13 protein-coding genes are annotated in these 14,644 nt (G+C 60.4%); 6 read left to right on the forward strand and 7 right to left on the reverse strand.

The window, feature by feature from the left end:
• Positions 1-5: 5 nt before the first annotated feature.
• From EDE09_RS10210 to EDE09_RS10225, 4 genes are all read right to left on the reverse strand, one after another.
• Positions 6-1,520, reverse strand: a complete 1,515-nt coding sequence (locus tag EDE09_RS10210) for a sugar ABC transporter ATP-binding protein (RefSeq protein WP_245505111.1) — start codon at positions 1,518-1,520, stop codon at positions 6-8.
• Between the two features lie 129 nt (positions 1,521-1,649).
• The gene (locus EDE09_RS10215) at positions 1,650-2,597 is read right to left on the reverse strand and encodes a sugar-binding protein (protein ID WP_112797615.1); all 948 of its coding nucleotides are present in this window, start codon (positions 2,595-2,597) and stop codon (positions 1,650-1,652) included.
• Positions 2,598-2,771: 174 nt separating this feature from the next.
• Positions 2,772-3,746: an NAD(P)-dependent oxidoreductase gene (locus EDE09_RS10220; RefSeq protein WP_132410190.1), complete on the reverse strand. Its 975-nt coding sequence runs from the start codon at positions 3,744-3,746 to the stop codon at positions 2,772-2,774.
• 118 nt (positions 3,747-3,864) lie between these two features.
• Positions 3,865-4,848 (reverse strand): sugar-binding protein, encoded by a 984-nt coding sequence (locus EDE09_RS10225; RefSeq protein ID WP_245505112.1) that lies wholly within the window; start codon positions 4,846-4,848, stop codon positions 3,865-3,867.
• Between the two features lie 339 nt (positions 4,849-5,187).
• Here EDE09_RS10225 and EDE09_RS10230 point away from each other — a divergent pair, with 339 nt between their 5' ends.
• Entirely contained in the window at positions 5,188-5,928 is a 741-nt protein-coding gene (locus tag EDE09_RS10230) for an ATP-binding cassette domain-containing protein (RefSeq protein ID WP_132410192.1), read from the forward strand.
• A 23-nt stretch (positions 5,929-5,951) separates the two neighbouring features.
• A complete protein-coding gene (locus tag EDE09_RS10235) occupies positions 5,952-6,956 on the forward strand; it encodes an ABC transporter permease (RefSeq protein ID WP_132410194.1) in 1,005 nt (334 codons plus the stop codon).
• Positions 6,957-6,995: 39 nt separating this feature from the next.
• Here the strand turns inward: EDE09_RS10235 and EDE09_RS10240 are convergent, their stop codons facing one another.
• The 3 genes from EDE09_RS10240 to EDE09_RS10250 all read right to left on the reverse strand — a co-directional run bounded on the left by EDE09_RS10240 (position 6,996) and on the right by EDE09_RS10250 (position 10,501).
• Positions 6,996-8,069 (reverse strand): LacI family DNA-binding transcriptional regulator, encoded by a 1,074-nt coding sequence (locus EDE09_RS10240; protein ID WP_348631312.1) that lies wholly within the window; start codon positions 8,067-8,069, stop codon positions 6,996-6,998.
• A gap of 203 nt (positions 8,070-8,272) precedes the next feature.
• Complete coding sequence (locus tag EDE09_RS10245; RefSeq protein ID WP_132410196.1) at positions 8,273-9,475, reverse strand: mandelate racemase/muconate lactonizing enzyme family protein; 1,203 nt, start codon at positions 9,473-9,475, stop codon at positions 8,273-8,275.
• A gap of 120 nt (positions 9,476-9,595) precedes the next feature.
• Positions 9,596-10,501: a LysR family transcriptional regulator gene (locus EDE09_RS10250; RefSeq protein ID WP_132410198.1), complete on the reverse strand. Its 906-nt coding sequence runs from the start codon at positions 10,499-10,501 to the stop codon at positions 9,596-9,598.
• 216 nt (positions 10,502-10,717) lie between these two features.
• Between EDE09_RS10250 and EDE09_RS10255 the strand changes: the two genes are divergently transcribed.
• Genes EDE09_RS10255 through EDE09_RS10270 form a run of 4 tightly spaced genes read left to right on the forward strand, consistent with a single transcriptional unit; the run spans position 10,718 to position 14,631 of the window.
• On the forward strand, positions 10,718-11,692 hold the full coding sequence (locus EDE09_RS10255; RefSeq protein ID WP_132410200.1) for an ABC transporter permease: 975 nt from the start codon (positions 10,718-10,720) through the stop codon (positions 11,690-11,692).
• Positions 11,689-12,588 (forward strand): ABC transporter permease, encoded by a 900-nt coding sequence (locus EDE09_RS10260; RefSeq protein ID WP_132410202.1) that lies wholly within the window; start codon positions 11,689-11,691, stop codon positions 12,586-12,588. The genes EDE09_RS10255 and EDE09_RS10260 overlap by 4 nt, the downstream gene beginning before the upstream one ends.
• A 7-nt stretch (positions 12,589-12,595) precedes the next feature.
• The gene (locus EDE09_RS10265; protein ID WP_207914830.1) at positions 12,596-13,579 is read left to right on the forward strand and encodes an ABC transporter ATP-binding protein; all 984 of its coding nucleotides are present in this window, start codon (positions 12,596-12,598) and stop codon (positions 13,577-13,579) included.
• Positions 13,576-14,631: an ABC transporter ATP-binding protein gene (locus tag EDE09_RS10270; RefSeq protein WP_132410204.1), complete on the forward strand. Its 1,056-nt coding sequence runs from the start codon at positions 13,576-13,578 to the stop codon at positions 14,629-14,631. The genes EDE09_RS10265 and EDE09_RS10270 overlap by 4 nt, the downstream gene beginning before the upstream one ends.
• The last annotated feature ends 13 nt before the right edge of the window (positions 14,632-14,644 follow it).

The raw sequence follows: 14,644 nt of genomic DNA on the forward strand, positions 1-14,644 counted from the left end.
GTTTCCTAGTTTGCGCCGACAGCGAGCTTGAGAATATTGTGTTCGGAGAATTCCGGCCGCGATAGCGATCCGGCGATTTCCCCTTCTCGCAATACGACTATACGGTCCGACACGCCGATCACCTCTTCCATGTCGCTGGAGATCATCAGGACGCCGACGCCGGCGTTGGTCAGAGCACGCATGAGCCTGTAGATCTCCGCCTTGGAGGCGACATCGATGCCGCGGGTGGGCTCGTCAAAAATGACCAGCGCCGGTCGCATCGAAAGCCATTTGCCCAGCACAACCTTTTGCTGATTGCCGCCAGAGAGTTCCGCGGTTCTGCGCATGACATCGGTGGTTCTGATTCCGAGTTTTATACGCTGATCCTCGGCACGCGCCTTGACCGCGCTCTGCGAAACCAAGCCGTTGCGCGACACGGCTGCGAGATCGGCGAGGCAGATATTTTCACAGATTGCCGCTTCGAGCACGAGGCCCGTCCGTTTCCGATCCTCCGGCACGAGATAGACGCCGGCCTGGATGGCGTCATGCGGCGACGCGGCCCTGAACGGCTTGCCCGCCAGCGTGATCTGGCCCTCGACAATGGCGTCGATGCCGAAAATGGCTTCGCCCAATTCTGTCCGTCCCGCGCCCACCAGTCCGGCCATTCCCAGAATTTCGCCATCGTGGATATCGAAGTCGACAAGGGCCCGTGGTCTCGCGCGGGTTCTAACGGCCTTTAAGGACAGGATGGGCCTGCCGGCAGGGCGTGACGGCGGCGAATACAGGGAATGAAGGTCGCGCCCGATCATCATGCGGATCATGGCATCATGATGGATCTCCGTCCTGTAGAGTTCACCGGCGGCCTTGCCGTCGCGCAGAGCGAAGACGCGGTCGGCGCATTCCTCGATCTCGCTCAGGCGGTGCGATATGTAGATGACCGCGATGCCCTCGGCCTTGAGGCTGGCAACGACGCTCATCAGCGTTTTCGTTTCCGACAAGGTGAGCGACGAGGTTGGTTCATCCATGATGATGATGCGCGCCTTGATGGAGAGCGCCTTGGCGATCTCGAGCAATTGCCGCTCGGCGAGTGACAGAGCAGCGACCGGGGTGTCGGCCTCGAACGTGGCACCGACGCGCCTTAAAAGCGGTTCGGCTGCGGCACGCATGGCCTTTACATCCAGCAGTCTGAGGAAACCTTTACGTATTTCGCGGCCCAGAAACATGTTGGCGGCCACGTCGAGATTGTCGAATACGTTGAGCTCCTGATGTACGAACGCGATCCCCGCGGACTGGGACTCAGTCACCGAAAATCCGTCGCATCGCACATCATCGATAATGATATGACCCGAGCTGGGCTGGACGACACCCCCAAGAATCTTCATCAGCGTGGATTTGCCGGCTCCATTCTCTCCGATCAGAGCCAGCACTTCGCCGGCCATGACCGTGATGGACACATTGCAGAGCGCCACGACGCCGGTATAGGCCTTGGAAATGTTCTCGAGCACCAACAGGGGGCGCTTCGGATCCTCTTTAGTCATCATAAGTCGTGGCCATCTGATTTTGCAGCAACAGTGATGCTTCGGCCCGTTGAGCGGATATACGAAGTGACAAGCGCACACCGGGCCCGGCGAGGCCCGAGCCCGATGCCGCAGCGCCGACCGGGAAGAGTTTTACCCGCCAATGCGCTCTTTGAGTTCCTTCTCGAAGGCATCGACATTGGATGCTTTGATGACTTTCGTCGGAACGATTATAAGGCCGTCCGCAGGAATACCCGATTTGTCCCCTTCGAGATATTTCGCCATCAGATGCATGCCCTGATAGCCCCACTGGTAGGGGTCCTGTACGACGGTGCCGGCGAAGCTGCCTTCGCGGACCGCCCCGAGGGTAACCGGATCCTCATCGAATGCGATGACCTTGATCGCCCCGAGTTTGCCCGCAGCCTGGAGAGCCTCGTAAATCTTGGGAGGGTTATAAGAATAAAACCCCACCATGCAGGTGATGTTTGGGTTTGCGGCAAGCACGTCATCGACGTTCGACCGGGCTCGAGCAAAATCCACGTCGTCTCCGCGCACGTCAACGAGCTCGATCCCGGATCCTTCGACGGCCTTGCGGAACCCGGCGATACGTTCGACTGCATTGTCCGCTCCCAGGAACCCGACAAAACCCGTACATTTTCCGCCTTCGGGCATCGCAGCAACGGCGATTTCGCCGGCCTGAACACCTGCCTGGGTGTTGGAAGAGCCGAGATAGGCGATGCGCTTGCTGTTGGGCGCATCGCTGTCGGTGGTAAACAGGGGCACCTGCGCTGCAATGCGGTTGAATGCGTCGATGGAATTCTTCGGATCAGCCGAAGATATCATAATTGCATCGGTACCGGCAGCGACAAGATCATCCATCAGGGCGTTCTGCAGGGCAGCGGTACCCTGGGCCGGGTAGCGGAACTGCAGTTCGTAGCCCGGCAATTCCGCTTGAGCCTTCTTGACCCCGGCTTCGGCGAGTTTCCAGAAGTCGGAGGCCGCGTTCACGACGAAAGCCAACTGGGGTTTGTCTTGAGCGACAGCGGGGCCAGCCAGACCGGAAGCCAGCATGGCAAGCGAGACGGCAAGTTTCAGTTTCATTGTCCATCCTCCCATTTTTGGGAGCACAGACACGACCCTGCTCCCCAACGTTTCTGAATGCCCTCGAACAGTCGTTCGCCGCGGGCGGTACATATCCTTGGCTTGGGCGTTGCCTGGACGGTCACATGCGGACCGACCCGGAGCCGGCGAGGGATATTACTTGGCGCGCATGTGCTACCCTGGGTACCAGACACGGCGCGGATCATCGGGCGCTCGGGAATAAGCCCAGGCGCGTTGGATAAGGAGTTCGGCATCGACAACAGGGTGCCAGCCGAGCAGCATCCTTGCCTTGGTATTGTCGAGCCAGTTGCTGTGATAGGGGGTCGAAATTTCCACAGCCGGCAAGCCGTGCGAGGTCTTCAGTTGGGCCGCGACGCCGGCGTAATCCACCGGTACATCCATCGCGATGTTGAAGAGTTCGCCATCGGCGGACGGGTTGTCCAAGGCCAGAAGAATCGCGCTGACGAGATCGCTGACATGGATGAAATTGCGTTTGAGTGAGGCGCCGCCTGCATCGCGAAGCAAAGGAATGGCGCCGGTCTCGACATGGCGGGCGATCTCCTCCTGCGGCAGGAGCTCACTCCACGCAGGCCCGCCGAACTGGTCCCGAAAGCTCAAGACATGGCGGAAATCGTCCTTCTCCATGATCCAGGGTGCCCGAAGGCAGCAGGCATTGATGCCGTACTGGATGCGGTACTGCTCAAGCATGACCTCCTCGATCACTTTGGTAAGCGCATAGCAACCCGGATAGGCCCGGCGAGGGGAATTCTCGGTAATGGGAGCATCGTAAGGGTGGAAAATGTGCCCCACGGAGCAATCTCCGCCGATCAGAACGAACTGCTTCGCGGTCTTCGAGGCCCGAAAGGCCTCCAGCAGGTTGAAGAGGCCTTTGACGCCGACGTCGATCGCAAGATCGGGCGATTCCTTGACGGCTGCCATGTGCAACACATGAGTTACGCCATCCAGGGCGGCGTAAACCGTCTGCGCATTCGCCAATGAACCACGCACGACCTCAACCGCCGGATGTTCGATGACGCGATTGTTGCAGAGCGCACGCAGGGACCAGCCGGAAAACTTTTCGGCGACCAGAAATCCCGGCAGGAAACTGCTTCCCACCTTTCCCGTTAGTCCAGTGATCAGAAGTTTCAATTTACTTCCCCTAAAATCCCATGCGCACGCTCAAACGAGGATATAGCTCCGCAACCTTCGCGGGCCGTCACGGTGCCGAAGCGCCGTGACGGGATCGCATCGGGACTACCCTATGGGGCTACTTGGCGCAGAAGCCCGGTTCTTCGCGCGTGCAGACATCCAGGCCGGTGTAGATCGTGTCTTCCACGGCCTCCCCCTTGATCAACCGGATCATGACCTCGGGAGCGCGCTGGCCCATTTCGAAGGGACGCTGACCCACCTGGGCATGGCTTCGGCCATCTTTGAAGGCCTGTACCTGCGGTGGCAGGGTGTCGCCTGCCACGATGATCAGGTCATTGCTTTTCAGGCGATCCATCACCTGGTCGGTGACCTGCGCATAGGCCTGCGGCGCAAACTGCGCCCATCCTCCGATCAGTATAAAGGCATCGAGATCGGGGTTGGAGGTGAAGACATCGGCCATCTGCTGATTGGCAAGGTCGATCTGATCATTCGTGAAAACCGGGCAGCTTTGGATTTCGCTCCAGCCGCCTTGCCCGGACAGGCGATCGACCCCTTTGGAGCCTGCGATGGTATCTCGAAAACCGGCTGCGCGGGCATTGATGTTATCGGCGCCGACGTTGCCCAACTGCAGACAAACCGTTCCGCCCTTCGGCTTAAGCCGCTTGGCCTGCTCGGCCATCTTCACGCCCATCAGGTAATTGTCGGTTCCAAGATATGCGGCGCGCAGCTTACGGTCCGCCTCCGAGAGGTCGGCATCGACCGTCATGACCGGCATCTTCGGCCCAATCTCCTTGAGCCGGTTGGCCATGGCCGACGCATTGGATGGGGAAATGGCGAGTGCGGCAACGCCTTTGGCGATAAGGTCATCAACGAGCTGCACCTGTCCGGCCTCGTCGGCACTGGATGCCGGACCCGTATACAGGCATTCGTATTCTGAATTGGGATTGTTCTTCGCCCAGTCCTTGCAACCCAGGTTGATCTGTTCGAAGAACGGATTGTCCAGTCCCTTGACGACGATAGCCAAGGTCTTTTTGTCCTGCGCCTCTGCTGCGCCGGCGGCCAGGACAAGGGCAGCCGCCAAAACCTGATTTACGTACCTCAAAGCAGTGCACTCCTCCGTTTGGGTTTCATCCGGCGCGGCCAAGCACAAGTCTGTCCAAGCGCTCGCCAGAACTGTCTGCCGCCCTGACCCTCCCATTGCGGCACACATCTGCGGTGCGAACCGAAGCCGGTTCGGACCAAGTTCGATGATCTACTCTATTGCGAATTTGATCATATTATGTGCTAATAACAGCACTCAATTAGCGAAGCCGTCAAGCGGGAATTTAGCAGGCGTCGCAGCCAGGGCCGCGGAAATGCAACAAGACTGGCTGCCGCTGCCAAGGCATGAATCGCGCTCCCTGATCGGTTCTCATCCGAAGAGGGGCGGAAAGGGAGGCATATGAGCGCGCTGAGACTTGAGGGAGTGAGCAAGCATTTTGGGGCAATCCATGCATTGAGCGACGTGTCGCTTTCCGTCGAGCCGGGAGAAGTCATCGGCCTGATGGGCGACAACGGGGCTGGCAAGTCCACTTTGGTGAAGGTCATAGCCGGAAATTTTGCGCCGAGCTCCGGCGAGATCTTCATCTCCGGCAGCAAAGCCGAGTTTCATAGGCCGTTGGATGCCCAGCGCGCCGGAATCGAGGTGGTTTATCAGGACCTCGCCATTTGCGACAACCTGTCGGCGGCCGCGAACGTGTTTTTGGGACGCGAACTGACCAAGCAGCTCGGCCCGCTCCGCATCCTTGACTACGCGCAGATGCGCATCAAGGCCGGAGAACTGTTCGCTCGCCTCAAGTCCGAGACGAGGCCTCGCGATCTGGTCAGGCGCATGTCCGGCGGCCAACGGCAGGCCGTGGCCATTGCCCGCGCGCTTCTCAGCGATGCGAAGATCATCCTTATGGATGAGCCCACGGCCGCGATTTCCGTGCGGCAGGTTGCGGAGGTGCTCAATCTCATACGCTATCTAAGCGACCATGGCATTGCGGTGGTGCTGGTCAGCCATCGCATGCCGGATGTATTTCAGGTGGCGGACAAAATCGCAGTGCTGCGCCGCGGCCGTCTGGTGGCCCACAAAAAGTCCGGTGATTCCTCGCCCGAGGAGATTACCGGTCTCATCACCGGTGCAATCGAGTTCGCATGAACGATCAGGGGAAGAGAAATTCAATGTCGACAGCAAATTCACTGGCTGACGTCATCGACCAGTCCGAGCATCGCGGTCTGCGATCGCGCCTCATCAGCCACCAGACATTCTGGGTCTTCATGGCTGCGATACTGGCCTGCCTGGCACTGTCGGTGCTGACTGATACATTCGCGACCGAGCGGAATCTGTTCAATGTCTCGCGCAACTTCGCATTCGTCGGCATCATTGCGCTCGGGATGACCGCGGTGATCGCTTCGGGAGGCATAGATCTGTCGGTTGGGTCGACCGTCGTGCTCTCGTCCATGACCGTAGCCGTTTTGATGTCGGCGGGCATGCCGTTCTGGATCGGCGTCCCGGCGGCGCTGGCCGTCGCAATCCTGGTGGGGGTGGTCAATGGAGGGCTGATCGCTTACGCCGGCATGCCCTCCTTCGTGGTCACGCTGGGGATGCTGTCCGTGGCGCGATCTCTCGCCATGGTATTGTCCAACAACAAGATGATCTACCAGTTCGGCCCGGATCACGCTCTGCTGCTGGCGCTGGGGGGCGGCTCCACCATGGGTTTGCCCAACCCGCTTATCGCCCTGGTCGTTCTGGCGGCAATCACGGGTTTCCTTTTCAGATGGACCCGCTGGGGGCAACACCTCTTCGCTATGGGAGGAAATGAAAATGCGGCCAAGCTTACGGGCATTCCGGTCAAGCAATTGAAGGTTTCGGTCTATGTGTTTTCAGCACTGACAGCCGGGATTACCGGCGTGCTGGAAGTTGGCTGGCTGGGCGGTGTCACGACCAATCTTGGTCAGGGTATGGAACTTTCCGTTATCGCGGCCGCCGTCATCGGCGGGGCCAATCTGGCCGGCGGGATAGGCACGGCCTTTGGTGCGCTCGTGGGGGCGCTCCTCATCGAGGTGATCCGAAACAGTTTGATATTGCTGGGAATCAGCACCTTCTGGCAAGGCGCCTTCGTCGGTTCGTTTATCGTCATTGCGGTGGCCTTCGACCGCTTTCGCAGCATCCGCCAATCGGGCTGATGCAAGCATCCCGCCGCACGGGCGGGTGTCGTCAAGCGATCACTGCGCTGCCACGCTGGATTCGATATCGTCGAAGCGGCGCTTAGCCGTGGACCCTCGCGCAATCAGCTCACATTCAACCTTTATGCGGCTGGGAGTAGTGTGCAGGCCGCCGGCCGCGTCGATAAGCAGTTCTGCAGCCGTCCGTCCCATCTCATAGAGCGGAAGGACAAGGGTCGACAGGGGAGGGTGCGTATACTGCGCGATATCGCGATCGTCGAAGCCGATAACGGCGACATCGTCCGGGACTTTGGCGCCCAATTGCTTGAGCGCGTCAAAACAACCGACCGCCATCATATCGTTGGCGCAGAAGATGGCATCGGGCGGGTTGTCCAACGCCATCAGTTCCAGCGTCATCTCGTAGCCGGCCGAGGGCTCCCAGTTGCCCGGGCGCACCAGCGCAGGATCGTAGGCGATATCGTTACTGGCCAATGCCTGCTTGTAACCCTTGAGACGATCACGCGCGGCATCCACTCCCTGCTGGCCATTGATGAAACCGATCCGCCGACGCCCCGACAAAAGCAGGTGCTCGGTAGCGCTGCGGCCGCCCAAGAGATCGCCGGGTAGAACGGAGTGATGTTCGCGATGCTCGTCATAGCAATTCACGAGGACGATGGGCAGGTCGGCAATGGCTGCGGGAATCTGCACGAGCCTGGTCAGGATCGTGCCGTAGATCAGACCAAGGATGGGCAACTTCCTCAGGTTCGCAACGATACTGGTCTCAACATCGGCGTCGCCGTGGCTGACTGCCATCAGGACGTTGATGCCGTATTCAAGGGCCTTGTCCCGGGCGCCTTCGAAGGCCAGCGACATCCAGGGATCCGTTGAGGTTTCGTCGGCGACGAAGACGATCGTGGATCGCCCGCCCGGCGCCGTCTTGGTTCCGCGGCGCACGAAACGATAACCAAGCGTTTGCGCCGCTTCCAGCACGCGGCTCCGCGTGGCGTCGGCAAGCCGGGCACCTTTCGATCCACTGAGAACCAATGAGACGGTGGCTTGGGAGACCCCCGCCGCGGCAGCAACATCCATCATGGTGGGGCGCCCCACGCTTACTCGCTTCTTAGACTTCGACATAAATGGTCATTCCCCCGATAGGCCTATGGCTCTTACATACATCCGCTTTGATAATATCACACCGAAAATGGATCGATTTTGCAAATGCATATTGCTGATATTAGCAAATAAAATCTTGTGGAATCCGAAGGTGTGGGAACGGGAATATTTTCGAGCTTCATCGCTTGGCGATTTCCTGGTTCTGGCGGGTTGATGCAATTCGATCAGAAGCTTTTTGCGTCGGAGATCCGGCGGGTCACCGTGAATGCCTTGCCGAGATCCGGGTGCAGTTCCATTCCGAGGCCCGGGCCGGGCGGTACGGTGATCATGCCGTTCTTCACCTCCGGGAGCGCGGTGACGAGGTCGCGATACCAAGTGCGGTAAAAGGCGCGCACGCTTTCCTGGATGAGCGCGTTCGGTGCGTTTAGCGAAAGATGCGTCGAGGCGCAGAGCAGCACAGGTCCAGTGCAGTCATGCGGGGCGATCGGCAGGTGCCAGGCCTCCGCCATCGAGGCGATCTTGCGCGCTTCGGAAATGCCGCCGCACCAGCCGATATCAAGCATCACGACACCGGCCGCGCCGGTTTCCAGAAGATCGCGGAAAGCCCAGCGGGAGCCGAGCGTCTCTGACGCCGAGATCGGAGCGGGCGAAACCTCGACATAGCGGTTCAGGTCCGAGAGACTGTCCATCTTGATCGGGTCTTCATGCCAGAACGTCTGGTAGGGCGCCAGCGCCTTGGCGATCTGCATGGCAGGCAGGAGCTGCCACATCGAGTGGAATTCGACCATGATGTCCATCTTGTCGCCGACGGCTCTGCGGATCTTCTCGAACGGCTCAAGCGCAGACTTCAGATCCGGCAAGGAGATGTATTGGCCGCGGGTCTTTTCGGCCGCCGGATCGAAAGGCCAGATCTTCATGGCCGTAATGCCTTCTTCCAGCAGCGATTCCGCCAGCTCGTCGGCGCGATAGAGAAAGCCGTTCAGGTCGTCGTAGCTCGTTCCGGCGGTGAGGCCGTAATTGCTGGTCTGCTGTCCTGTATTGCGCTTGACATATTCCGTGCCGGCGCAGGTGTTGTAGGTGCGGATCTCGCTCCGGGTGAAGCCGCCGAGAAGCTGGGCGATCGGCAGGTTGGTCGCCTTGCCGAAAATATCCCAGAGCGCGATGTCGAAAGCCGAGTTGCCGCGCACTTCCGCGCCGGAGGAGCGGAAACCGATGTAACCGACGAGGTCTTGCGCAAGCAGGTCGATCTGTAACGGATTACGGCCGATGACGCGCGGCGCGATGAATTCATGCACATGCGCCTCGACGGCCTGAACGCCATAGAAGGTCTCGCCAAGACCAGTAATCCCTTCATCGGTGTGGACCAGAATCCAGAGAAGGTTTTCGCGTTCGTCAATGCGAACGGTTTCGATGCTGGTGATTTTCATGATGTTTTCCGTGAACGTGGATTGCAGGTGGCGGGACAAAAAGGGGAGCTTGATCTTCAATCTATCTGCTGCGATCGGTTTTGCGAAATCCAAGGCTTCAGCCGGCACCCGATTATTCCGTCAGGCTGACGCCGTCATATCGTCGTTGCTGCCGGGCTTGATGGCATTTATGAAGGCCTCGGCGGTCCAGGACAGCGGTGTTCCGGGAAGGATGATGATCCCATAATCTGAGACCTTGTCCGGCAGGAACGGGCGCATGGCGACTGCGTCGCTGCGGAAATACTCGGCGATCAACGATGGCACGATCGCGATACCGAGCCCCTGGGCGGCGCAGGCGCAGGCGGTTTCAACCGAATGGACTTCAAGGCTGCAGCGATAGCTCGGAACCATGCGGCGCAGTTCGTGCTCCAACTCGTTGCGGTTGATCCTTTGCCGGCCAAGCAGGATCAGGTCGTTTCGGGCAAGATCGTTGACATCGATCGCTTCTTTTGCCGCAAGCGGGTGGCCGGCGGGCATGACGCAGGTCGTGCCGCTCACAAAGAGCGGTCGGGCGTCGAAAGAGTGCTGTTCGACCGGCAGGCGCACGAAGCCGAGGTCGGCTGTGCGGTTGTAGACCATGCGCTCGATCGCGTCGTACGGACCGCTCAGGATCTCCACCGTCACACGTGGATGATCCGCCTTGAAACGCGCGACGATGGGCGGCAGCATGGTGGTCGAAAGGCTGTGGGGGAAGGCAACGCGCACAAGCGCCTCGCCGAAGGCGCCGGAAATCACGTCGCCGACCTTGGTTCGGAGCCGAGCGACGCTTTGAGCCACGTCGTCCACCTCGTTCACCAGGAGCCGGGCCTCCGGGCGCGGGATGAGCCTGCCCTTGTCGCGCAGGAAGAGTTCACGGCCGATCTCTTCTTCCAACGAGGCGAGCTGACGGCTGATGGCCGATTGCGACAGGCCGAGCTGGGCTGCAGCCGCCATGGTCGAGCCGGTATCCATGATCGTCTTGAAGATTTCGAGCTGCTTGAAATTCATGATCCGATCCTATGGGCAACGGACCGCCGAACACAAGCGGAGACAGCCAGGCACGTCTGCCTCGCGCGCAAAACGCATAGGCTCATGCATTCCACTCATAATATTGCGCATCTCTCCGGCGCCGTTATCGTGATCGTCAACAAACAGAAAAAGGGAACATTTTTCCATGGGAATTCTCTGTCCTTGGGGGATGAAGGGTAAGCGGGAGCGTACGTCATGACGGTCTTCGTCATCCGCCGCTTCCTGCAGAGCATTGCTGTCTTGGTCGTGACCGCGGTCATCGTCTTTCTAGGCATCTATGCGATCGGCGACCCTGCGGAAATGTTGATCTCGCCGGATGCGAGCCAGGCCGAACGCGCCCAGGTGGTTGCGTCGCTCGGCCTCGACAAGCCGCTTTGGGAACAGTTCTTCACCTTTACCTGGAACGCGTTGCACGGCGATCTCGGCCGCTCTTTCGTCTTTAACCGCCCGTCGATCGCGCTGATCTTCGAGCGCCTGCCGGCGACGCTGGAGCTGACGCTGACCGGCCTCGTCTTCGCGATCCTGCTCGGTATTCCGCTCGGCCTGCTTTCGGGCCTGAAGCCGAACAGCGCCACAGACGAAGTGATCATGACCGGCTCGATCTTCGGCTTTTCGCTGCCGAGCTTCTGGCAAGGCATGATGCTGATCATGATCTTTTCCGTCTGGCTCGGCTGGCTGCCCTCCACGGGCCGTGGCCAGGTGGGGGAGTTTCTCGGTCTCCATTCCAGCCTCTTCACGCTGGATGGCCTGAAGCACCTCATCCTGCCGGCGATCAATCTCTCTCTGTTCAAGCTATCGCTGGTGATCCGTCTGACGCGCACCGGGGTGCGCGAGACCATGCCGCTCGATTTCGTGAAATTCGCTCGCGCCAAGGGGATTTCCGAGCGCCGCATCGTGTTCGTGCACGTGTTCAAGAACATCCTCATCCCGCTGATCACCGTGATCGGTCTTGAACTCGGCAGCATGCTGGCGTTTGCCGTCGTCACCGAAACGATCTTCGCATGGCCGGGCATCGGCAAGCTGCTGATCGATTCGATCATGCGGCTCGACCGGCCGGTGGTGGTCGCCTACCTGCTGGTCATCGTCAGTCTGTTCATCTTCATCAATTTCGTGGTCGACGTGCTTTATTCGCTGGTCGATCCGCGCGTTCGCCTGGGAGATGCATCATGAGCGCCACTGCTCTTTTCCGCGAGGACATGCTGCTTGGCCGTCTGATCATGGGTATCGGCCGCAGTCCGAAAGCCGTTATTGCCGCCGTGGTCTGCGTCATCCTGCTGTTTGCCGCGATCGCCGGGCCCTATCTCACGCCACAGGACCCCTACGACCTCGCGGCTCTCGATATCCTCGATTCCAAGTTGCCGCCGGGCTCGCAAAGCATCGACGGCCTGACCTACTGGCTCGGCACCGACGGCCAGGGTCGCGACATGTTTTCCGCCATGATCTACGGCCTGCGCACCAGCCTCGGCGTCGGCGTGTTCTCCGGCATCGTGGCGCTGGTGGTCGGCACGGTGCTCGGGTTGACCGCCGCCTATTTCGGCGGACGTATCGATGCACTGATCATGCGCGTCGTCGACCTGATGCTCGGCTTCCCGACGATTCTGGTGGCGCTGATGTTGTTGGCGCTTTTGGGGCAGGGGCTGTGGAAGGTGATCTTCGCGCTGATCCTTGTGCAGTGGGCGACATTTGCCCGTGCCGTCCGGAGTGCGGCACTGGTCGAGAAAAACAAGGATTATGTCGAGGCGGCCGTCACGCTCGGCATCTCGACGCCGCGCATTCTGATCGGCCATCTCCTGCCGAACTGTCTGCCGCCGCTGATCGTCATCGGCATGCTGCAGGTGGCGAATGCAATCTCGGCGGAAGCGACGCTTTCTTTTCTCGGCATCGGCCTGCCGATCACCGAACCCTCCCTCGGACTGCTGATCGCCAACGGCTACCAGCTGCTGATGTCCGGCGAATACTGGATCAGCGTCTACCCCGGCGTGCTTCTCCTCATCCTCGTCTTCTCGATCAACATCGTCGGAGACAGGTTGCGTGAAGTGCTCAATCCTCGGCTGGGCGAAAGGTGAGCATCCTATGACAAGTATTGGTCCCCCAGTTCTCGAAGTCCGAAACGTTTCCACCCATTTCATGACCCGCCGCGGAGCTCTGAAAGCTGTCGATGACGTCAGCTTCACGGTCGGCCAGCGCGAAATCGTCGGGCTGGTCGGCGAATCCGGCTCGGGCAAGTCGATTACCGGCTTTTCGATCCTCGGCCTCGTCGATCCGCCGGGCCGTGTCGTGTCCGGGCAGATCCTGTTCAACGGAGAGGACCTGTTGAAGATGTCGCCGTCTGCGATGCGGACGATCCGGGGTAAACGCATCGCGATGATCTTTCAGGATCCGATGATGACGCTCAACCCGGTTCTCTCGGTCGGCACGCAGATGATCGAGACGGTGCAGGCCCATGACAAGGTTTCGCGTGCGGAGGCGCGTGCCCGGTCCCGCGATGCGCTCGGTCTGGTCGGCATTCCTTCGCCGGAGGAGCGGCTCGACGCTTACCCGCACCAGTTCTCGGGAGGCATGCGCCAGCGCGTAGCAATCGCAATTGCGCTGTTGCACCGGCCCGACCTGATCATCGCCGATGAGCCGACGACGGCGCTCGACGTGACGATCCAGTCGCAGATCCTGTTCGAGATCAAGCGGCTCGCCGCCGAGTTCGGCATGGCGCTGATCTGGATCAGCCACGACCTCGGCGTGGTGGCGGCGCTCGCTGATCGCCTCATGGTCATGTATGCGGGCAGGATCGTCGAGGCGGGGAAGGTGGACGGCGTGCTTTCCGAGCCGCGCCACCCCTACACCTCCGGCCTGCTCAGCGCCATTCCCGCCGCGGTGCCGCGCGGCGAGCCGCTTCGTCCTATCCCCGGCTTTGCCCCCTCGCCGCTCTCGCGTCCCTCCGGCTGTGCCTTCCGCGACCGCTGTGTCCGGGCCACCGACATCTGCGTCACCGAACCGATGCTCGAAATCGCCGCCGGTCGTGAGTTCCGCTGCTTCCACCCGTATCTCTGGAGCGCCGCATGACAAGTTCGATCAGGCAAACCGTGCCGCTCGTAGAAGCCGTCAACGTCAGCCGACGCTTTTCGCGCAAGCTCGACTATGCCGAAAAGATCGCCAATCTTTTCGGGGCCGGACTGGAGGAGAAGACCGTTCACGCGGTCGACAAGGTGAACCTCGCCGTCTATCCCGGTGAAGTCGTTGGCCTCGTCGGCGAGTCCGGCTGCGGCAAGTCGACCCTCGGCCGCGTGATGGCCGGAATCATGCCGGCAAGCGAAGGCGAGGTGCGCTGGAAAGGCAAGCCGCTGGCGGCGCTTCAGGGCGAGGAGAGGCGCGTCATGCGGCTTTCCGCCCAGATGATTTTCCAGGACCCGATGTCGACCCTCAATCCGCGCAAGCGGGTGATCGACCTGATCGGCGAAGCGCCCAAGGTGCATGGCATCGTCAAGGGCCGCGACGTTCGTGACTATGTCGCTTCGCTTGTCGAGCGTGTCGGCCTCGATGCCTCCTATCTCGACCGTTACCCGCACCAGTTCTCCGGCGGCCAGCGGCAGCGCATCGGCATTGCCCGGGCGCTGGCAGTGAAACCAAGGCTGCTCGTCTGCGATGAATCCGTTGCGGCACTCGATGTCTCGATCCAGGCGCAGATTCTTAACCTTTTCATGGACCTCAAACGTGAATTCGGCCTCACCTACCTCTTCATCAGCCATGATCTCGGCGTGGTGAAGCACATCTGCGACCGGGTGGTCGTGATGTATCTCGGTCGCGTGGTCGAAAGCGCGACGCCGGATGAACTCTTCGACAATCCGAAACACCCCTATACCCAGGCGCTGATCCGCGAACTGCCGAGCGTCACGGATCGCCGCCGTGTCTTCACACCGATCAAGGGTGAGATCCCGTCGCCGCTCCATCCGCCGCCGGGATGCCATTTCCATCCGCGCTGTCCCATGGCTTTCGTTCGCTGCCATGCGGACCGGCCGGCTCTGAAGGAAAACGCCGACGGCCATGTCAGCGCCTGCCACCTGAACGATCTCGCCGCCCATCAGGCAACAAATGCGACGGCCGAACCGGCCATCTAACAAGGAAGGGAAC

The sequence above is a fragment of the Neorhizobium sp. S3-V5DH genome (assembly GCF_004343065.1).
In the GTDB taxonomy this organism is placed as follows: domain Bacteria; phylum Pseudomonadota; class Alphaproteobacteria; order Rhizobiales; family Rhizobiaceae; genus Neorhizobium; species Neorhizobium huautlense.